The organism is Fibrobacter sp. UWR2 (genome assembly GCF_002210285.1).
GTDB lineage: Bacteria > Fibrobacterota > Fibrobacteria > Fibrobacterales > Fibrobacteraceae > Fibrobacter.
This window is the reverse complement of record NZ_MWQE01000008.1, coordinates 1-18,863: the sequence shown is the minus strand read 5'-3', so window position 1 is coordinate 18,863 and position 18,863 is coordinate 1. Positions and strand designations below refer to the sequence as shown.

The following is an 18,863-nucleotide window of genomic DNA, read 5'->3' as shown; positions in this document are numbered from 1 at the left end:
ATCCGATAATATATTTTCATATCCGGTGTATGGGGGTATTGTACCTTTATGTTTGGTAAGAATATGTTCAAAAAATTGATGCTGGGTGCCGCGCTGGTCGCGGCGGGTGCGGGCCTCTCGCAGGCCGAAAACTACAACTGGGGCAACGTCCGCTTTGATGGCGGCGGCTTCGTGTCGGCGGTGATTTTCCACCCGAAGGCCGAAAATGTGCTCTATGCGCGTACCGACGTGGGCGGCATCTACCGCTTCGATTTCGAGAACAAGAGGTGGATCCCGCTGATGGACTGGATCTCGGAGAACGACAAGGGACTCTACGGTACCGAGGCGTTCGCGCTCGACCCGACGGACCCGAAGCGCATCTACGTGCTCGCGGGTACGGGATACTTTAGCCAGGGCCGTACCGCCGTGCTCCGGAGCGAAGACTTCGGTGCCACCTGGGATACGAGTTACGTGGAAATGCTCGCCCACGGCAACGGTATGGGACGCCAGACCGGCGAAAAGCTCGCGGTGGACCCGAACAAGCCGAACATCATCTTCTGCGGGAGCCGCACGAAGGGCCTCTACAAGAGTACCGACTACGGCAAGACGTGGACGAGCGCCTACAAGGTCGCGCTTTCCAATGCCGAAGGGAACAGCCTCACCAACGTGAACGGAATCAGCTTCGTGATGTTCGACGAGGCGCAGGGCAAGAACGCCGACGGCTCGACCAAGACTATCTACATCGGTATTTCTGACACGAAGGACAACCTGCAGGTGAGTAACGATGGCGGTGCCACGTGGAAGACCGTTTCGGGAGTACCTACCGGCCTGATGCCCCACCGCGCGAAGATTGTCGATGGCGACATGTTCATCACTTTTGCCGACGGCCCGGGCCCGCATAGCATTAACAGCGGAGCCTTCTACAAGTACAACATCGCGGGTGGCACCTGGACCGATCTCACCCCGAGCGATTCGGTGACGCACGAGCAGAGCCCCACCACCTACGAGAAGGACAAGAGTTCCTATGGCGGTGTCGCGATTGACCCGAAGGACAAGAACCACATCGTGATTTCGACGCTGGGCAAGTACACCGGCCGTCACCTCGCGAAGGATGCCGAAGGCAACGAACGCGACAACTACGGCGACCGCATCTACACGACGACGGATGGTGGCAAGACGTGGGTTCACGGCCAGCATTACGGCGATGGCATCAACATCGACGCGAACGGCACGGACTGGATTCCGGGCAACGCAATCCATTGGGCGGGCTCGCTCGAAATCAATCCGTTCAACAACAAGCAGGCCTGGGTTACGAGCGGTAATGGCATATTCATGACGGACGACATCACTGCGAAGGTCCCCGTGTGGAAGTTCCAGTCCCGTGGCATCGAGGAGACTGTTCCGCTCGATATCGTGAGCATTCCGGGTGGCCCGCTGGTAACGGCGATTGGCGACTACGATGGCGCAACTTACACGAACATCAACGAGAGCGCAAAGCGCCATAAGCCTACGGTCGGCACTACCGAGAGCATGGGGTATGCACCGCTCTCCGGTTCGCTGGTGCGTACCGGCGTGATTACCGTGTATGGTCAGTACGACTCGCAGAACTTCAATGTGATGTACCGCTCCGAGGACATGGGCCAAACGTGGGATAGCGTGAAGACGACGCTTAAGGGCGGTAAGGGCTGGATCGTGCTTTCTGCCGATGGCAAGGTGATGCTCCACAGGCCCGAGAATGCGACATACCGCTCCGACGATAACGGCGCGACCTGGACTGCCGTCGAGACGGGAGAACAGACAAACTATTCGCATATCGTAGCCGACCCGGTGAACCCCGACGTGTTCTACGTGATGAACTCCATGGGCACGCTGTACAAGTCGACGGATGCGGGCAAGAATTTCGTGAAGCAGGATGCACGCTTGCAGAACGAGAGTGCAGGCGAATACTACAACGGAAGCAACTACATCCGCACGGTGCCGGGTAGGGAAGGCCACGTGTGGGTCCCGATGGACCAGGCGCAGGTCTGGCTTACGAAGGGCTTCAGCGAGAACGGCCTTGCCTATACGGAAGATGGCGGCAAGACCTGGAACCGCTGCGAGGGCGCATCGACGGCAATCGCCGTGGGTATTGGCAAGGCCAAGGAAGGTGCCGACTACGAGACCATCTTTATCTGGGGTGCCGCGAAGGAAGGTGACCCGATTGGCATCTATCGCAGCACCGACAAGTGCAAAACTTTTGAACGCGTGAACGATGACATGCACCAGTTCGGTGGCCCGGGTAACGGAAACTTCGTGCAGGGTGACATGAATACGTTCGGCGTGGTGTACATGAGCACGGTGGGCCGCGGGCTTATCGTGGGTGCACCCGAAGGCACGGAATTCATTACCAGGATGCGCGATGTCCGCAATGTGGCTGGCGTAATGAATCTTTCCGTGCAGGTTCACAACCGCGACCTGCTGGTCCATACCTCCGTCGAGGGCAGGGTGTTACTGCTTGGCGTGAACGGCAAGCAGGTGCTTGCGGAAACAGTCTCCGGCAATGCCCGCGTGAGCCTCACGAAGGTTCCGGCGGGGGCCTATGTAGTCAAGTTCTTGGATGGTCGCGGAAAGGTCTTGCTCAGCAAGAAGGTGGCTGTTCGCTAGCTTTCACTAGATATTGGCGGGTTGGAGTGTCCTGCCTTGATCCCGCGGGTGGATTTCCCCTCGCGGGTTTCTTTTTTCTTGCGGGCTTCCTTCCTTAGGCGCTTTTTCTTCCGGTCGAGTGTCTCGCCGAGCCCGCCGAGGAGTTCCGCGGTCAGCTCAGGGTCGCCTGCGGCAAGGCGTTCCTTGTCTGGACGGTCTAGTTTCTTGATCCGCGCTTCCAGCCGGAGCGCTTCCTCATAAGAATCCAGTTCGAATTTCTGTAAAATGCATTCCGGCGGGAACGCGTGCGTGAACTTCGCTCCCTTTCCGGACTTGTGTTGCTCGAAACGCGCCTCTACGTCGACAGCATAACCCGTATAGATACGGTTTCCCGCACAACGGAGCATGTAGACGAAATGAGGCAATGTCCTACTCGTGCTTTACTTTCGACACGATGCTCATGTAGATGGTGCCGAGAATCGCCGCACAGAAGCTGCCGAGCAAGATGCCGAGCTTTGCGGAGTCCTGGCGGTCGCCTACGTCGAATGCGAGGTTTGCGACAAACAGGGCCATCGTGAATCCGATACCGGCGAGCATACCGCCGCCCCACAGGACCTTCCAGCTGTAGCTGGGCTTGACCGACACGCCAATCTTGACGGCGAGCAGGCTGAACAGGAATATGCCGATGGGCTTGCCCAGGATGAGGGCGAGTGCGACTGCTCCCATTACCGGGACTTCCACGCCGCCGAGCTTGATTTCGACGCCCGCGTTGCTGAGTGCGAACAGCGGCATGATGAAGAAGTTCACCCACGGGACGAGGGGCTTGAAGAAGCGTTCCTGCATCGAGATACTTTCGCGTGCACCGCGCTTGAGGAGCGTGAACACCTCGTATTGCTCGTTGCGGTCCTTCGCTTCGCCCGAAAGGGCTCCGCCTACGCTGCCTGCAAAGTGGGCGAGCCTGCCCTTTGCGAGGACCGGCTTTGCCGGAACGGAGAGCCCGAGCAGCACGCCGGCGATTGTCGGGTGGACGCCGCTCTTTACGAAGAACGCCCATACCGAGACGCCGATCAGGCCGTGCAGGAGCAGGTTGCGTACGCCGATACGGAAGAGAACGTTGATGAGGATGAGCAGGGCAAAACCGGTCCCGAGAGCGGCAAAGTTGATGCCGTCACCGCTCGGGTAACCGATGGCAATAACGAGAATCGCGCCGATATCGTCTGCGATGGCGAGAGTCAAAATCATCACGCGGAGTGCATGCGGCACCTTCTTGCCAAGGATGGCCATGCAGCCCACCACGAAAGCGATATCGGTGGCCGTCGGTACGCCCCATCCATGGGCGGCGCTGTTTTCACCATGCGGGCAGAGCAACAGGTAGATGAGGGCGGGGAAGAGCATGCCGCCCGCCGCCGCAATCACCGGGAGGCTCGCTGCCTTCGGGTTCCTGAGTTCGCCGTAGGTCATTTCGCCCTTGACTTCGAGACCGATATTGAAGAAGAATACCGTCATCATCGCGTCGTTGATGAGCCAGTGCAGGTCTGCACTGCCAACCCAACTGCCAATCGTAAGCGCAAACGGCATGTGCCAGAAATGATGGTACGTTTCCGGACTCAGGTTCGCCCACAGGAGGGCTGCCAACGTCATGATGATAAGGACGATGCCTCCAGTGGTCTCCACCTTCATCAACCGTTCCATCGGCGTGATGATTTTACGGATGGGGGTCTCCGGGAACAGATCTTCAATTTTATCGCTACTCGTTACTTTTGCAGACATGGCTACCTGACATTAGGGTTGATGATTCAGCCTTTCCCTACTAAAATAATCATTTTTTTGTTTGATGACTGCTCCGCCTGCTATAGAAACGCTTAAAATGGTATATTGTATGCGCAATGTTCGTAATAAATAAATTTTTGGCGTCGCTATTTAGTTTGGTAATCTATGCCGTGCTCCGCATTTCGGGCTGGAAGCGCAAGGCTGTTTTTGCGAACTTGCTCCACGTATCGCTCGCTTCGGTGCAACCAGTCGATTTGCCGCGCCTGTATCGCCGGCTGCTCTGCAATCTGTCTAGGCATGTGGGTGAATTGTTCTTCTGTTTCGGAATATACAAGAAATTGCCCGCTGATACCGCAGTATACCCCTGCAGGCTGGGCGGTCAGGATTTCTGCCTTGCAGATGGTTCTGCACCTGTTCTCGAAAAGATGCGCAGGGGAGGCTTATTCCTTACGGCGCATTTCGGGAACTACGAGGCGATTGGTCCGTGGCTCTGTCGCCTCGGCATTCCGCTGGTTGCAAGCTACATCCCAGTGAGGCCTGCATGGCTCAACCGTATCCTGGATTGCAGGATTCGCTCTGTCGACGGTCGTCCCTACGGCATAGACGCACGTACTCCGCGGGAGTTTGTTCGTCTGCTTGATGAGGGTAAACTTTTTTGCCTGCTTGCCGACCAGGATAGCCGCATCACGAGCGCTCTTCCGGGAGCGTTTCTCGGGCAAAGCGCGAACATGAACCCGCTACCGGATTTCTTGCTCCGGCACCGCCCCGGGACGCCTGTTTATGTGTGCTGGCTCGAGGAATCTTGCAACTGTCGCATTCTCCATGCCGAGGAACTGGAATTCCGGACAAACGAGAACTCGCCCTCGCCGGTAATCGATTCCTACAACTGCTGGCTCGAAACGCGCATAAAGGAAAACCCGTCCCTGTGGTACGGCTTCACGCATCGGCGTTTCTATTCTGAAAATCCCGAAATCTATTTCTGAATGAATTCAAAGATGAACTTGTCTCGCGGGAATTCGTGGAGACGGGGCTCGTCGCGCTTGAATTCCTTGACGAATAGCTGGTTGGCGGATTCGTGGACAAAGACCGAGTCCGTAATCCAGTGCAGCATTCCTTCGCCGAGTGCCCTGTCGATTTCGCTTGCAGTGCTCTCGCCAAACCGGTCAATTTCGGTGTTCTTTTGATCCAGGGGGAAGATCTTGACGGACTTTACACGGGTCCAGTCGAGGTCGGTATCAAAGATGGACTGCGATTTTTTTGTTTCGGGTTCAAGGCAGCCTGCAAGGAACGCGCATGCGGCAATGGTAAGTATTTTTCTCATCACATCCTCCGTAAACACCTTTCTTTTAAAATATGTTTTTTTTGGAGCGGGCGGAAAAGCCTCTCTACTAAAAATACGGCTCGTTGCGTAACTTGTTGATTTTCAACGAAATAGGGCGGTCTTGCCGCAGTCTAGGTTCCGGGCCCGTTTTAGAATCATTGATTTATGTCACAAAACTGACATTTTCTTTTGCTATATTCCGCTTACCCCCGAACGGGGGTGCGGGCAACCACGGGGCCCGCTTGTGTCAACCCAGGGCATTTATGACCCTAAAATCCGGAAACGGATTATACAAGTAGGAATATCAGATGGATTTTTCTGCAGTTATCGCCGAAGAACTGAAACTCGAAGTATGGCGCGTGGCAAAGGCGCTTGAACTCATGGACCAGGGGGGCACGGTCCCCTTCATCGCCCGTTACCGTAAGGACCAGACGGGAACCCTTAACGAAATTGAACTGCGCGATATCAGTCACCGTCGCGACTACCTCCAGGAACTGACCGACCGCAAGGAAACGATTATCAAGAGCATCGAGGAACAAGGCAAGATGACGCCGGAACTGAAGGCGCAGATCGAGGCCTGCAAGGACAAGACCCTCCTCGAAGATATTTATGCTCCGTACAAGCCCAAGAAGCGCACCCGCGCGACCATCGCGAAGGAACTCGGTCTTGAACCGCTGGCTCGCCTGATGTGGGCACAGGAAAACACCGGCAATACCGCCGAAGAAATTGCCCGTATCTACCTCTCCGAGGAGAAGGGCCTTGCCGACCCGAAGGCCGCCCTCAAGGGTGCCGCCGACATCCTTGCCGAAGAGGTTGCTGACAATACCGAATTCCGCCAGTACCTCCGTGCTAAGATGGAAAAGACCGGCGTGATGGTCTCGAAGGTCAAGAAGGATTTCGAGAAGCAGGAGACGAAGTTCAAGGACTACTACGACTTCAGCGAGCCGGTTAGCAAGATCCCGAGCCACCGCATGCTTGCGCTCCGCCGAGGCGAAAAGGAAAAGGTCTTGCGCCTCACTATCGAGGTCCCGAACGAAGAGATGGTCGGCTACCTCAAGACCCAGATTATCAAGGGCGAGACGACCTGGACTCCGTACCTGGAGGCCATGTGCCAGGATGCCTGGGAACGCCTGCTGCAGCCGAGCATGGAAAGCGAAGTGCGCCTGCTGTTGAAGGATGCCGCCGAAGAGGAAGCCTTCAAGGTGTTCAGCAAGAACCTGCAGGACGTTCTTCTTGCTGCCCCTGCGGGCCACAAGTCCGTGCTCGCGCTCGACCCGGGTTTCCGTACCGGCTGCAAGGTGGCTGTGCTCGACGAGAACGGCAAGTTCCTCGACCACGGCATCATCAAGCCGCACGAACCGCACAACGACAAGGCCGGTGCTGCGGTGTACCTGATGCAGCTTATCGACAAGTACAAGATAGACCTCATCGCCATCGGTAACGGTACAGCAAGCCGCGAGACCGACGCCTTCTGTGGCGAGATGGCCCTCAAGTTCAAGGGCAAGGTTCCGCCGCGCGTTATCGTGAGCGAGGCCGGCGCTTCTGTTTACAGTGCAAGCATGATTGCCATCCAGGAATTCCCGAAAGAAGACGTGACGACCCGCGGCGCTATTTCCATTGGCCGCCGCCTGCAGGACCCGCTTGCCGAACTCGTGAAGGTGGATCCGCAATCCATCGGTGTTGGCCAGTACCAGCACGACGTGAACCAGCGTGAACTCAAGAAGCGCCTCGACGAAGTGGTGGAAAGCTGCGTGAACATGGTCGGTGTCGACGTGAACAGCGCTTCCGCTCCGCTGCTCTCTCATGTGGCAGGCCTCAGCAATACGCTTTCGGAAGCTATCGTGAAGTACCGCGAAGATAACGGCGCGTTTGCCAGCCGCGAAGACCTGAAGAAGGTGAAGGGCTTCGGTCCGAAGGCCTTCGAACAGGCTGCTGGCTTCATGCGCATTCCGGGTGCCGAAAACCCGCTGGACGATTCTGCGGTTCACCCCGAAAACTATGCGCTTGTCGAAAAGATGGCCGAGAAGGTCGGCGTCCCCGTGAAGGAAATCGTGGGCAATGCCGAAGCGGTGAAGGCTATCAAGATTGATGAGTTCCTCTCCGACGAAGTCGGTAAGGCTACTCTCGACGATATCATGAAGGAACTCCAGAAGCCGAGCCGCGACCCGCGTAAGGAATTCCGCTACGCGAAGTTTGACGACCGCATCAAGACCATCAACGACCTGGTTACGGGCAGCTGGATGGAAGGCGTGGTCACGAACGTGGCGAACTTCGGTGCCTTTGTGGATATCGGCGTTCACCAGGATGGCCTCGTTCACATTTCTGAAATCAGCGACAAGTACGTGACCGACGCGAAGGAAGTCCTCACTGTGGGCGACGTCGTGAAGGTGCGCGTGGTTGCCGTAGATGCGAACCAGAAGCGTATCAGCCTTTCGATGAAGCAGGAATCTACCGACGGAGTGGCAGGTGCTGGCGCAAGTGGCCCGCGCGGCCAGCGTGTTGGTGGCCCGCGTGGCAACTTCGGTGGCCGTCGTGATGACCGTGGTGGTCGCCCGCAGGGTGGCATCCAGGGCCACGCAACCATCGCTGACTTGAAGAACAAGATTGCGGGCAAGGACCGCCCGGGTTTTGCTCCCAAGAAGAACGTGGTTGCCCAGCCCCCGAAAATGAGCGCCCTCCTGAAGCAGATGAAAAAAGGCAGGTAGATTTGACAGCGGCGGAACGCTTGCGTTCCGACATTGGCAAATCTACAGTGCCTTGCGCTGCGAAGCAGCGCCAAGGCAGGTAGCCCACGGCGCCAAGGACGATAGTTGAGCCAAGCCTTGCGCTGCTACGCAGCGCAAAGGCAGGTAGCCTTCCCAAATTCTATCTAACTTAATTCTTACAATAAAGTTGCGGCTATTTCATTTGGCTGCAATTTTTGTTATTTTATCTTATATCGGAGTTAGGGGGAAAGTTTGGGTATATCTATGGAAGAACAAGGCCGCAAAAGCCAATACGAAACTTTTCTACTCAGGAACCGCCGTTCCATGAACGAATCCATGTCGCGGATTCTTCTGTTTTGCGCGTTTGCTGGACCAGCCATTGCTCTCGATCGCTTTTTGGGGTACTGCGATGTATCGTACATTGCATGCCTCTGTGTGACTATTATACTTGTTTTGCTGTCATATGGCCAACAGTTCCTGAACAAGTACTATCCCATGAATATGATTACGGTGTTCTGGGGGCTTATCGGGTTCATGCTGGTGCTGATGTTCATGTGTGTTGCACATGTGGGCGTGTATATCACATATGCACTTGTGCCGATGGTAAGTTTGTTCTATTGCGAACGGCGAATCTACATCATAAGTGTCGTGATGAATTATGTGATGATTCTCGTATCGAATGCTGCCGTTAGCGATTTCAGGTTTAGTCTGCGTAACGATCTGCACGAACCGCTGGAATGGTTCTTGGGTGTGATGGGCGGATATACGATTGAATCGATTGCAATAGGTGTCGCTGGCTACTACCTGTGTAATCGTATATCGAACCATTTCAGGAGCATTTATACCAGCAACATTGTTCTCGACAAGAAGTATCGGGACGAGGAACATAAGGATCGCGTTACTCGCGCCGTTACGTCCCTGTACCAGTGTGTCTATGTGATAGACCTCAAAACAATGAACTATGAGGTTGTCCAGCGTGACCGTTTTGTGTCCGATGTCGTTCACGATGAGGATGGGCTGGCGGCCAATATCGAGCGTGGCGTATTTGCTCTTGTGGAAAATGAGGATAAACAGCAGATGCTGGAGTTCCTGGATTTGAGTACACTTCCGGCTCGCCTTGAAAAGGAAAGCATGATCTATAGGGAATGTATGGGAAAACTGCATGGCAGGTGCCAACTCTCGTTTATCCTTGTGGAGAAGGATGAACAGGGGAAGCCCTCTTCTGTCGTGTTTACCCTTCGGAAAATTTCCTAGAGACTGTCTAGAGCACTTTCAAGAATTTCCATATTCTCGTCGGAATATTCCAGTTGCCTGGAAAGCATCTTGATGGCGTTTACCTTGCCCCCAAATTCCTTGGTAAATAGCCTTGCCGCGTTCCAGAAGAATAGCGCAAATTGGAGTTTGCCTTGTTCACGTCCGTCGAAAAGGCATTTGGCGTAGTGCCGGTAGATGAGGTAGGCGAGAAGCCTTGCGCTTTCGTTATCCGTGAAATCGCTTTCGCCCTGAAAAGCGGTGGCGTTTTTCGCTGATGCGTCGTTCTGCATTATGCTGCCAGAGGTTTCGATGCGGACCTTGATTCGTGAAAGGGTGTCGTCCCATGCGGGGCCGAAACTTTCGGTCTTCTCGAGGAGTGCGTATATCTCTCTTGCATCGTTGAACGGTGCGAAGACGTTGTCTCCCTTGTAGCCGAATACCTGCAGGACTCTTTCGCTGAGAGGAATTGTGCTGTCAGCAAGCGCCGTGAAAAACTTTTCCCGCTCGCAGAGGACCTGGTCCCGGATTTCGCGGTCTTCCTCGTCGATTTCGTCTTCGGGTTCGTCGCATTCCTTGGTCGTGAATGCGAGCGGGCCTTCGCCTTCGAGCAAAAGCCTTGCTGCCTCTTCGCAGCAGAGCCCGAGGCCACGTTCCATGATATCGCCGTACACTTCTACGAATCGAGGGTGCTCGCGGCAGATGTCGCAGAGTGCGCCCTCGCCAAGGTTTGCATATATTTCGCAGAGGTTGTTTGCGTCCAGGAATGGGCAGCGGTCATGGGGGAGCAGCTTGAAATGGCCATCCTCGATGTTGGCGCGGAGCTTGTCGCCGAATGTCCCCGCGACCTTGCGGTAGGCTTCTTGCGATGCCTCGTCTACGTCGATTTCCCACCCGACACAGCAGGTGTCCGTGCACCGTGAAGCGATGCACTTGAACTTGTCGTAGAAATCGGGCTTGCGGAGAATCATCTTGTAGACCTGCCGGCTAATATACATTATTTTATGCAGGCTTGCACTATATGAAACAGGGAGTTTCATTGGTCGGGCTTTTTTCTGATAATCGTGAAAAAAAATACCTTTTCCATTAATTTGCCCCTTCTTTTGGGCTCGCTGTATATCTATTTTATTCTCGAAAGGAGAATAACCATGAAAATGAAACTGATTTCTTTTATTCTGGTCTTTTTCGCGTCGTTTGCGGCCGCATCTGATTTTTCTTGGAAAACGTTCGATATCAAGACGGGCCCCGCACTCGGTGGCTGGCAGGGGGCGACAATGTATGGCTGGTCGCTCTCGCTCGTGAAGCCGATAACGCCCTATCTGGGGGTCGGTGCGATGCTTGAGGTCGGTAAGGATTTATCGATGTGCGAAGACTGCGTGAACTATAATTTCGAGGAACTGTCCGAGGGCGTGTTTCTCAACCTGAATATTCCGCTCAGCACGCACTTTAGCCTGGTTAGCAACTTTATGTTCTTGGTGCACTGGGAAGAGGGGACGGTGGAAGACCTTTACTGGGATCGGTTCGTGCCGATAGTTGTATTCGATGAGAAGGGCGACAGGATTTATGCCTACGAGCGAGTAAGTGACGAGGACAATAACGACTACTACTTTGAATCCTTCATGTTCCGCTCGAATCTCGGTATTTCGTGGCGCACTTCGGGCAAGCGTTTCGGAGTGGAGTTCTATCCGGTGGATTTTGCCGTGGTCCGCGGTTGCGACGCGCGCATGACATTCTCGCTGAACGCCGTTTTCCGCTTGTTCTAGCGCCTCCTTCCGGTCATGATAGCCTCTAGAACAGGTCCAGCGAACTGTCTAGGTATATTTCTTCGCGAACCTTGAGCTGGAATTCCGGCTTTGTCATGTAGTAAAGCAGAAATTCCAGGACGATGGCGCTGCCGAGGCTGCGCCCCTCGATCTTAAAGTGATGGAATCCAGCCGGCGCATAGGTGTTCTGGATATCCTCTATTCCGATAAATCCGGGGTTCTTCATGGCTTCGGAAAAACGGTAGCCTTTTTGTGCTGTACTCGAGACGCAGACATGGTCGGCGCAATCTTCGCCGAGGCATTTCTGGCTCACGTTCCTGTAGCAGTTCTTGCGGTCGTAACAGCCGAACCAGCAACATTCATTGCACAGGAATTCGACTTTTTGTTTTTGGGCGAGCGTGAGCGTTTCTAACTTGTCGAGCTGCTTGTTGAGCCTGAAGTCAGGAACGACATAGCTGAATTCGTCCCGGTTCAGTTCCGCCCGAAATTGCTCGAAGTCCGTCAGCACCTTCGTTGTCGAGGAAACGAAATAAAAGCCGGGATATTTTGCTATGAGGTAATCGAGTAGTAGGTCGGAATGGACGATGACTCCGCCCCCCTTTTCAAAAATCGAACACAACTCGTTGCACCGGGTGTCGGCCAGGTGCTCTTTGCGGAGCAGGGAATTGCTGAAAGTGAGGCGTGCCGAAATTCCGAATTCCTCCATGAGTGCCGCTACAGCCTTTGGTTCTGCGTCTCCGAAACCTACTCGGCCGCCGCCCCAGATGCAGTCGCCGGGGGCACCGTAAATGGAACCGATTTCGCACCAGTCATAAAAGAATTCGCGGTGATTGCGCCAAAGCGGCAAAAAGGCCTTGTACAGGTCGTAGAATTCGAATAGTCCGGGAAGGTGGTAGTAGATACTCATTTCGTGTTTCGCTATTCTGCCCTAAATATAAATCGCAACCATTTTTTTACAAGCGAAAATTTCAGAAGATTGCGTTTTTTATGCTTTTTTGCCTGATTTCTCCGTTGTAGGCCTTTACACCGGTATGTATGGAGTGTATGGTGAACGTAATTTTCTTGGATATGAGAACTCTATTACTGCTTTTTGTTGTAGCGACGCTGTCGTTCGCTCAGTGGGGTGGTGGTGGAAAATCCATCAACGACTACAAGAAGGTCTCTGTTTCGGATATCTGGAACTTTGTGAAGATGTTCTCGCTGGATGGAGTATCTGCTCCTATTGAGGTCCCGACCAACAGGGATACCGTTTTCAATGGCTCGTTCTCGGATTCGCTGAAGCTTGCTGGGTGGACTCTGAGCGACCATAGTGGCGAAGGCTCCCTGAAGTTCACCGATGGCAAGGCGGAAATCAGTGTGACCAAGGTGGGCTCGAACGCCTACGATGTCCAAATGATTCAGAACGGTATGCATTACGAGAATGGCCAAAGCTATAAGTTGACCTTTGATGCGTACGCATCCGTAGCAAGGACTCTCGAAGTGAATCTCGAGAAGGATACCGACCCGTGGACCAGCTATTTGGGCGAAGCGAAGACCTTCGACCTTACCACCACAAAGCAGACTTTTGAAATCCAGTTCACCATGAATGAGCCTACCGACGAGAATGGCCGTATTTCCATCAATGCGGGTCTTGCTACGGGCAGCGTGTTTATTGACAATGTGGTATTGACTAAGATAGATAAGGTCGAACCCCCGAGTTCTATTGCTGGCAAGGTGCTACTGCAGGCTGGCGAAAAGACGTTCAGCGTTTACAACATGAAGGGCGTGTTCGTGTGCAAACTGAAGGCAACTTACATGGGCGAGGTTCAGGCGCAACTGAATGCGATGAATCTTGACAAGGGCCTGTATGTTGTAAAGATCGGCGACTTCAGCAGGATTTTCCCTGTGAAGTAACTGGAACTGACAAAGAAGAGCCTCTCCAACTCAAAATCCCCGAGAGCATATTGCTCTTGGGGATTCTTTTTTTTATTCCACGATTAGGGACTTGTCATAAATATAGTCAACTTCCTCGGGTGTGATTCCGCCGGGGACGAGGTCGAGCTTGGAACGGTTCGACTTCATGGCGGCAGCGAACTGGTCGCGCATTTCGTTGGAAACCTTGCATTTGCCGATGAGATTCTCGAGCATTTGTGTGAAATCGGCGGTGCTTTTGAGGCCTAAAAGTGCGAGAATCTTTCGGACATCTTCGGAAACCTTCTTTTCGCAGATTTCCACGTAGGCGGCAAGGAAGTATCCGACGGCGGGGCCGTGCGGCACGCCCTGATGGAGTGTGAGGTCGTAACTCATGCCGTGCGGTACGGAGGTGCTCGTGTGTGCGATGGACATGCCCGCAATAGTCGAGGTGAGCATGAGCTTTTCGTAAAGGCTTTCGTCGACGGGGGAGTCGGAGAGGAGCGCGTCCTTGAATTCGCCCCAGAGCTTGAGGCCGTATTCTGGGCACATGCGGTTGAATGTGTTGGAATAGACATTCAGGATGCTTTCGACCATGTGGGCGAGCGCGTCAACCGCGGTGTTGATAATCAGCGTCTTCTTGGCCGAGGCGAGATACTTGCCATCGACAAGCGCGAGCGCCGGGAAAATCTTGTGCGGGATGCTCTTCTTCAGTTGAATCTTGTGGTTCGTGATGATGGCGACCGGCGTTGCCTCGGAACCTGTTCCGCATGTAGTCGGTACGGCGACGACAGGCACGTGGCCGAGCGGCTTTTCGGGAGCCTTGTGCAAGTTGTCCGCGATAAGATTCGGGTTCGCAAGCAGTAGTGCGGCTGCCTTTGCCGCGTCGATGGCGGAGCCGCCCCCGATGCCGATGATGTAGTCGGCGCCGAAATCGCGGGCTTGTTTTGCTGCGTTCCCTACGGTATCGGTAGACGGATTTTCTTCGACCTGGTCAAAAACCTGGTACGGCACGTGGCCAGCTTCCAGAACGGCGGTGACATCGTTCAAGGAGCCGTTCTTCTTGGCAGAAGTTCTGCCCGTCATGATGAATGCGCGCTTTCCAATCGCAAGCAAGTTTTGCGCGTGGTTCTTCACGCAGTCCTTTTCAACGTAGATATCCGTGGGTACGTAGAAACGCATAGAAAGATCCTTATTTCTTCATGGTTTTCAACGAATTGTCAAATTCATCTGTTTCTGGTGGTGTCGCGATATAATCCTGAAGCGATTGGCAAAATGATTTCTTTTTTCTTAATCGTCCTGTAACCGCAGCGTAAATCATTATACTCAAAAAAGCAACAGAAAACGCCCATGCAGTGGTTGCGAAGAAAAGAGGGGTGAGAATTCCAAGTCTTTGATTTGGAATATAAAAGAATAGGAACGAGCCAATATATGATACGACTAGCAAGAGAACAATCAATGTGTATTTCAATTTCTTCATAAGTATATACGAAATATTTTTTTCCCCGCGCATAAAGAACTACGATAAGTCTTGTCTTGAATATACATTATTTTGCGGACTTGCATGTAATTCTATGAATAAAATGTAAAAGCGTTTGTTGTGCTTTTCATCCCGTGTAAAGTGTTTTGTAAGAAAAATTTTTAAGGTGCTTTATCCGCTGTGACGGGCGAAAAACGTTTTTATATTTCGCCTTGTAAACCCCGATACGGAGGCTTAAGATGATTTGCTTGAACGACTATCTGTTCTCTGGAAACACGGTGCTGAAGATTCTTCACCAGTATTCGAACGACCTCAGGAACAGCGCGAAAGAAACGCGCAACAATATTGACCTCGCTCACTCGAATTTTCTGATTCAGATTATCGAACTGCTGGAACACAACGACTTCTTGACCTCGCAGTCCCAGCGCATAAAGGAATTCTACAAGTTTATGACAAGGGAGTATCCCTTCCTTGCGTTCACGTTCAAGGGACGCATCAAGTCCCTGATCCGTGCCGAAGAAAAGTTCAACGGCTATATCCTTGAATTCATCTACAACTATTACAAGAAGAATGGCGCATTCCCGTCCGAAGCTGAAATCAAGAGCAAGCTGAATTTCCGAGACCTGATTGCGTACCGTATCGTTATCTCGATGCCTGTTTGCCATATCAAGAAGGGCGATGACCGGAGCGAGGTGGAACGGAAATACCTGTACGAGATTGCGAATGCGTTGCCCGAGTTCCTCGAAGAGCGTGGCTTTTCGGCAGAGATTTTCAAGCACCTGGATGACAGCGGGCATTCCGACTTGCTAAAGGATTCCGTGAGGCCGTATTACCATGATTCGGTGGCGACTCCCAGGAGTTCGGGTTACCAGTCTTTGCACATCACGTTCTACGACAACCTTGCGCGCTGCTATACGGAAGTGCAATTGCGTACGAAGGACATGGACGATTATGCCGAGATAGGCGAGGCGAACCACTTTGGCTACGAAAAGTCGCAAGAGGAACGGCGCTCCAAGCACGACCAGATTCCGAGCGGCGAGTGCGTCTACTTTGACGAGGCGTATGAACGCCTGGTGAAATTGCAGGGGATTGACCTTGCGAAAATCGACGTGAACATGTTCAAGGCCATCAACAACCAGCTAATCAACGATGGCTGCGGGCTGTTCAGAGGCCGGCAAATCTTGCCGTTTGAACACCTGTCAAGATTCCAGAACGACTTGATTGATTAAAACTACGGATATTTCGCGCCGGGAATGTCCTTGAGGATTTCTTTCCAGAAATCGCGGAATTCTTTGTCGGTGACGGTGCCGCCGGCGGAAAGTAGGCGGTAGTGCTCGCCCTGCCAGTGGTATTCGACGGGGGCGGCGTCAAAGCCGTTGCGCTGGTAAAATTCGCGGCGGCGGTTTCGGCGTTCGAGTTCTTCGGCGTCCTTGGAATCTTCTTCGACTTCAATATCGACGACGATGCGGGAGTCCGGATGCTTTTCGCGGATGGCTTGCAAAATTTGCGAGCCGTACCCGCGGCAACGCAGTTCTGGCACAACCGCAAAGTAGACGATGTTTGTGATGTCTCCGTGCGAAATGGAATTTGAAAACCCGCAGAACGTATCTTTGTCGAAAAATGTCCAAAATTCCCGCTTGATTTTGTCGTCGAGTAAATGCTTGATCGGGATTCGTTCGTTTGCCGGGAACGCCGATTCGTACAGCACCTTGACCTGCGGCAACCACGGAGATTTCTTTGTGACTTCGAAATACTGGAGCATCGGCAGAAAGGATAGGATAAAAAGGCGCGTGCGTCAAGCAGGGGCGCAGGCTTCTGTGCGTTTTAGTGTATATTTATCCACATGAAATCGTTTGAAAACAAGGTGGTCGTGGTGACAGGCGGGGCGCACGGAATCGGTGCGACCGTCGTGAGTGAATTTGAGAAAGAGGGGGCGAAAGTCGCGTATATTGACATCTGCGAGAATCCCTGCTTTGTGGGGGACCTCTCCAAGAAGGAAGTCCTCGAAAAGTTCGCGCAGTTCGTTATCGAAAAGTACGGGCACGTGGATGTGCTGGTGAATAACGCGCTCCCGCTGATGAAGGGCATTGACGAGTGCAGCTACGAGGAATTCAGCTACGCGCTGGCTGTCGGCGTGACGGCCCCGTTCTACCTCGCGAAACTTTTCGCTCCGCATTTTGCGAAAGGCGCAAGCATCGTGAACATTTCTTCAAGTCGCGACCGCATGAGCCAACCGCAAACTGAAAGCTATACGGCGGCGAAGGGCGGGATCGCAGCCCTCACGCATGCGCTTGCCGTGAGCTTTGCGGGCCGTGTGCGTGTGAACTCGATTTCGCCGGGCTGGATCGATACGGATTTCAAGGTCTACGAAGGCCCCGATGCCACGCAACAGCCCGCAGGCCGCGTCGGTAACCCGCTTGACATCGCGAACATGGTACTTTACCTCGCGAGCGACAAGGCCGGCTTTATTACCGGCGAAAACATCTGCATCGACGGCGGCATGACCCGCCAGATGATTTACCACAACGACTGCGGCTGGAAATTGGAAGGGTAAAGCCGCACTTTCTGGACAAGTGGGGTAGGAAAGGTTATATTTCAGTAGAGTACCAGGCCGTTGAGGCGAAGGAGTTCTTATGCGAAACGTCATTGCGAGGAGCCGTAAGGCAAAGCCTGCCACGAACAAAGCGTGGTGGCCGTCCCTGACCACACTCTTGTTGCCCTTGACGCTAGCACTCGTAGCGTGTGGAGACGACTGCAGCTCGTCGGCATCTGCCGTGCCGAGCGACGAGCCGTCTTCTTTTGAACGCGGGGAGTCTTCCTCGTCCGCCATTCCGGGCTCCGCCTCGGAATCCAGCAGCAGCGTGAACAGCTCTTCCTCCGCCATTCCGGGCTCCGCCTCGGAATCCAGCAGCAGCGTGAATAGTTCTTCTTCCGCCATTCCGAACTCTGCCTCGGAATCTAGCAGCAGCGTGGACAAGGTAAATTGTTCGGCGCTTCTGGAAGGCGAAACGGGCTGGAGCTGGGATGTGCCGAAGGAATGCCGCTTTAACCCTGATATTGACTATGGCGCCATGACCGATAGCCGTGATGGCAAGGTTTACAGGACGGTGAAGATTGGCGACCAAGTGTGGATGGCAGAAAACCTGAACTTTGACCCAGGTCAAGGAGGTTCGGGTGAGGATAAATATGATTGGTCTTGGTGCTACGACAATGAGCCGAAAAAATGCGACGTGGCTGGCCGCCTTTACACCTGGGCTGCAGCAATCGATTCCGTAAAACTGGCTACCGATACCAAGAATCCGCAGGATTGCGGCGATGGCAAAAAATGCGCCTTGCCCGACACTGTGTACGGGATTTGTCCGCCGGGCTGGCACTTGCCGAGCAAGGCGGAGTTTGGAACCCTGCTCACGGTGATGGGCGGGCAATCTACCGCAAGCAATGTCCTCAAATCCCAGAGCGGCTGGGCCGAAAGCAAAAATGGTACAGATGCATTCGGCTTTTCCGCATTGCCCGTCGGCGGATGGGCTCCACTCTATGATTTCTATCTCGCGGGCAATGGGGCCTACTTCTGGAGTGCCACAGGATTCGATGCCGACTATGCCGAACACCTGGGCATAGACTACGATAAAGAGAATACGTTCCTGGACTTCGCCTACAAGCACGGCGGGAGTTCAGTTCGCTGCATAAAGAACAAATAGCGAATGAAACCCCTTGTCATTTACGTGCACGGGAAGGGCGGGAACGCTGACTACGTGTGTGAAAATCCGATCGAATGGCGCGTCCCGACAAGAATTCTGTACGGCTCGAATGACAACTTGACTTCGCTAGAAACGATGCGCGAATTCGCCCGGAAAATCGGCGCGCCCCTGACCGTAATGGACGGCGGCGAACACTGGTTCCACACCGCCGAGCAGATGGCCTTTCTGGACAAGTGGATTCTAAAATAAAATCTATTGAAGGTTGTTGAATAAATTATATTTTCATTGAATGAACTTTAGTGGGGGGCGTTTATGAAGAAGTTTCTTGTGCTGTCATCCTGGCGGACAGCACTTGGCAACTTGTTGCCTAGTGCGCATGGCCAC

General features: G+C 53.6%; 17 protein-coding genes and 1 pseudogene. 10 read left to right on the top strand and 8 right to left on the bottom strand.

Going from position 1 to position 18,863, the window contains the following annotated elements:
* The first annotated feature begins 63 nt into the window (after positions 1–63).
* Complete coding sequence (locus B7994_RS10705; RefSeq protein ID WP_088638459.1) at positions 64–2,622, top strand: sialidase family protein; 2,559 nt, start codon at positions 64–66, stop codon at positions 2,620–2,622.
* On the opposite strand, the gene B7994_RS10700 is transcribed toward B7994_RS10705, so the two are convergent.
* A complete protein-coding gene (locus tag B7994_RS10700) occupies positions 2,619–3,026 on the bottom strand; it encodes a GIY-YIG nuclease family protein (RefSeq protein ID WP_233143174.1) in 408 nt (135 codons plus the stop codon). The genes B7994_RS10705 and B7994_RS10700 overlap by 4 nt on opposite strands.
* Positions 3,027–3,030: 4 nt before the next feature.
* The gene (gene nhaA, locus B7994_RS10695; protein WP_088638457.1) at positions 3,031–4,371 is read right to left on the bottom strand and encodes a Na+/H+ antiporter NhaA; all 1,341 of its coding nucleotides are present in this window, start codon (positions 4,369–4,371) and stop codon (positions 3,031–3,033) included.
* A gap of 116 nt (positions 4,372–4,487) precedes the next feature.
* Between nhaA and B7994_RS10690 the strand changes: the two genes are divergently transcribed.
* Entirely contained in the window at positions 4,488–5,354 is an 867-nt protein-coding gene (locus B7994_RS10690) for a lysophospholipid acyltransferase family protein (RefSeq protein WP_088638456.1), read from the top strand.
* On the opposite strand, the gene B7994_RS10685 is transcribed toward B7994_RS10690, so the two are convergent.
* Positions 5,345–5,692: a hypothetical protein gene (locus B7994_RS10685; RefSeq protein ID WP_088638455.1), complete on the bottom strand. Its 348-nt coding sequence runs from the start codon at positions 5,690–5,692 to the stop codon at positions 5,345–5,347. The genes B7994_RS10690 and B7994_RS10685 overlap by 10 nt on opposite strands.
* 308 nt (positions 5,693–6,000) lie before the next feature.
* On the opposite strand from B7994_RS10685, the gene B7994_RS10680 reads away from it, so the two are divergent.
* Positions 6,001–8,397: a Tex family protein gene (locus tag B7994_RS10680; protein ID WP_088638454.1), complete on the top strand. Its 2,397-nt coding sequence runs from the start codon at positions 6,001–6,003 to the stop codon at positions 8,395–8,397.
* A gap of 435 nt (positions 8,398–8,832) precedes the next feature.
* Positions 8,833–9,651, top strand: a complete 819-nt coding sequence (locus tag B7994_RS10675; RefSeq protein ID WP_144063854.1) for a hypothetical protein — start codon at positions 8,833–8,835, stop codon at positions 9,649–9,651.
* Here the strand turns inward: B7994_RS10675 and fliB are convergent.
* Positions 9,648–10,646, bottom strand: coding sequence for a flagellin lysine-N-methylase (gene fliB, locus B7994_RS10670; RefSeq protein ID WP_088638452.1), 999 nt, complete (start codon positions 10,644–10,646; stop codon positions 9,648–9,650). The genes B7994_RS10675 and fliB overlap by 4 nt on opposite strands.
* A 150-nt stretch (positions 10,647–10,796) precedes the next feature.
* Here fliB and B7994_RS10665 point away from each other — a divergent pair, with 150 nt between their 5' ends.
* Positions 10,797–11,411, top strand: a complete 615-nt coding sequence (locus B7994_RS10665; RefSeq protein ID WP_088638451.1) for a hypothetical protein — start codon at positions 10,797–10,799, stop codon at positions 11,409–11,411.
* 25 nt (positions 11,412–11,436) lie between these two features.
* Here the strand turns inward: B7994_RS10665 and B7994_RS10660 are convergent, their stop codons facing one another.
* The gene (locus B7994_RS10660; RefSeq protein WP_088638450.1) at positions 11,437–12,318 is read right to left on the bottom strand and encodes a hypothetical protein; all 882 of its coding nucleotides are present in this window, start codon (positions 12,316–12,318) and stop codon (positions 11,437–11,439) included.
* Between the two features lie 161 nt (positions 12,319–12,479).
* Here B7994_RS10660 and B7994_RS10655 point away from each other — a divergent pair, with 161 nt between their 5' ends.
* Complete coding sequence (locus tag B7994_RS10655; protein WP_158213137.1) at positions 12,480–13,304, top strand: carbohydrate binding domain-containing protein; 825 nt, start codon at positions 12,480–12,482, stop codon at positions 13,302–13,304.
* A 72-nt stretch (positions 13,305–13,376) separates the two neighbouring features.
* Here the strand turns inward: B7994_RS10655 and B7994_RS10650 are convergent, their stop codons facing one another.
* The gene (locus B7994_RS10650) at positions 13,377–14,483 is read right to left on the bottom strand and encodes an iron-containing alcohol dehydrogenase family protein (RefSeq protein ID WP_088638448.1); all 1,107 of its coding nucleotides are present in this window, start codon (positions 14,481–14,483) and stop codon (positions 13,377–13,379) included.
* Between the two features lie 10 nt (positions 14,484–14,493).
* Positions 14,494–14,781: a hypothetical protein gene (locus B7994_RS10645; RefSeq protein ID WP_088638447.1), complete on the bottom strand. Its 288-nt coding sequence runs from the start codon at positions 14,779–14,781 to the stop codon at positions 14,494–14,496.
* Between the two features lie 239 nt (positions 14,782–15,020).
* Between B7994_RS10645 and B7994_RS10640 the strand changes: the two genes are divergently transcribed.
* Positions 15,021–16,010 carry a guanosine polyphosphate pyrophosphohydrolase gene (locus B7994_RS10640; RefSeq protein ID WP_088638446.1) on the top strand — a complete coding sequence of 330 codons (990 nt, stop codon included), beginning with the start codon at positions 15,021–15,023 and terminating at the stop codon, positions 16,008–16,010.
* A 2-nt stretch (positions 16,011–16,012) separates the two neighbouring features.
* On the opposite strand, the gene B7994_RS10635 is transcribed toward B7994_RS10640, so the two are convergent.
* Positions 16,013–16,543, bottom strand: coding sequence for an N-acetyltransferase (locus tag B7994_RS10635; protein WP_088638445.1), 531 nt, complete (start codon positions 16,541–16,543; stop codon positions 16,013–16,015).
* An 81-nt stretch (positions 16,544–16,624) separates the two neighbouring features.
* On the opposite strand from B7994_RS10635, the gene B7994_RS10630 reads away from it, so the two are divergent.
* The 3 genes and pseudogenes from B7994_RS10630 to B7994_RS10620 form a co-directional block, all read left to right on the top strand.
* Complete coding sequence (locus B7994_RS10630) at positions 16,625–17,335, top strand: SDR family NAD(P)-dependent oxidoreductase (protein WP_088638444.1); 711 nt, start codon at positions 16,625–16,627, stop codon at positions 17,333–17,335.
* A 79-nt stretch (positions 17,336–17,414) separates the two neighbouring features.
* Positions 17,415–18,479: a fibrobacter succinogenes major paralogous domain-containing protein gene (locus B7994_RS10625; protein WP_088638443.1), complete on the top strand. Its 1,065-nt coding sequence runs from the start codon at positions 17,415–17,417 to the stop codon at positions 18,477–18,479.
* Between the two features lie 51 nt (positions 18,480–18,530).
* Positions 18,531–18,728 (top strand): annotated as a pseudogene (locus B7994_RS10620) (alpha/beta hydrolase); the annotation flags it as partial.
* Between the last annotated feature and the right edge of the window lie 135 nt (positions 18,729–18,863).

Bases quoted from the DNA above. Each gene is read 5' to 3' on its own strand.
- B7994_RS10705 (WP_088638459.1), top strand. From the start codon at position 64: ATGTTCAAAAAATTGATGCTGGGTGCCGCGCTGGTCGCGGCGGGTGCG.
- nhaA (WP_088638457.1), bottom strand. From the start codon at position 4,371: ATGTCTGCAAAAGTAACGAGTAGCGATAAAATTGAAGATCTGTTCCCG.
- B7994_RS10690 (WP_088638456.1), top strand. From the start codon at position 4,488: ATGTTCGTAATAAATAAATTTTTGGCGTCGCTATTTAGTTTGGTAATC.
- B7994_RS10685 (WP_088638455.1), bottom strand. From the start codon at position 5,692: ATGAGAAAAATACTTACCATTGCCGCATGCGCGTTCCTTGCAGGCTGC.
- B7994_RS10680 (WP_088638454.1), top strand. From the start codon at position 6,001: ATGGATTTTTCTGCAGTTATCGCCGAAGAACTGAAACTCGAAGTATGG.
- fliB (WP_088638452.1), bottom strand. From the start codon at position 10,646: ATGTATATTAGCCGGCAGGTCTACAAGATGATTCTCCGCAAGCCCGAT.
- B7994_RS10665 (WP_088638451.1), top strand. From the start codon at position 10,797: ATGAAAATGAAACTGATTTCTTTTATTCTGGTCTTTTTCGCGTCGTTT.
- B7994_RS10660 (WP_088638450.1), bottom strand. From the start codon at position 12,318: ATGAGTATCTACTACCACCTTCCCGGACTATTCGAATTCTACGACCTG.
- B7994_RS10655 (WP_158213137.1), top strand. From the start codon at position 12,480: ATGAGAACTCTATTACTGCTTTTTGTTGTAGCGACGCTGTCGTTCGCT.
- B7994_RS10650 (WP_088638448.1), bottom strand. From the start codon at position 14,483: ATGCGTTTCTACGTACCCACGGATATCTACGTTGAAAAGGACTGCGTG.
- B7994_RS10645 (WP_088638447.1), bottom strand. From the start codon at position 14,781: ATGAAGAAATTGAAATACACATTGATTGTTCTCTTGCTAGTCGTATCA.
- B7994_RS10640 (WP_088638446.1), top strand. From the start codon at position 15,021: ATGATTTGCTTGAACGACTATCTGTTCTCTGGAAACACGGTGCTGAAG.
- B7994_RS10635 (WP_088638445.1), bottom strand. From the start codon at position 16,543: ATGCTCCAGTATTTCGAAGTCACAAAGAAATCTCCGTGGTTGCCGCAG.
- B7994_RS10630 (WP_088638444.1), top strand. From the start codon at position 16,625: ATGAAATCGTTTGAAAACAAGGTGGTCGTGGTGACAGGCGGGGCGCAC.
- B7994_RS10625 (WP_088638443.1), top strand. From the start codon at position 17,415: ATGCGAAACGTCATTGCGAGGAGCCGTAAGGCAAAGCCTGCCACGAAC.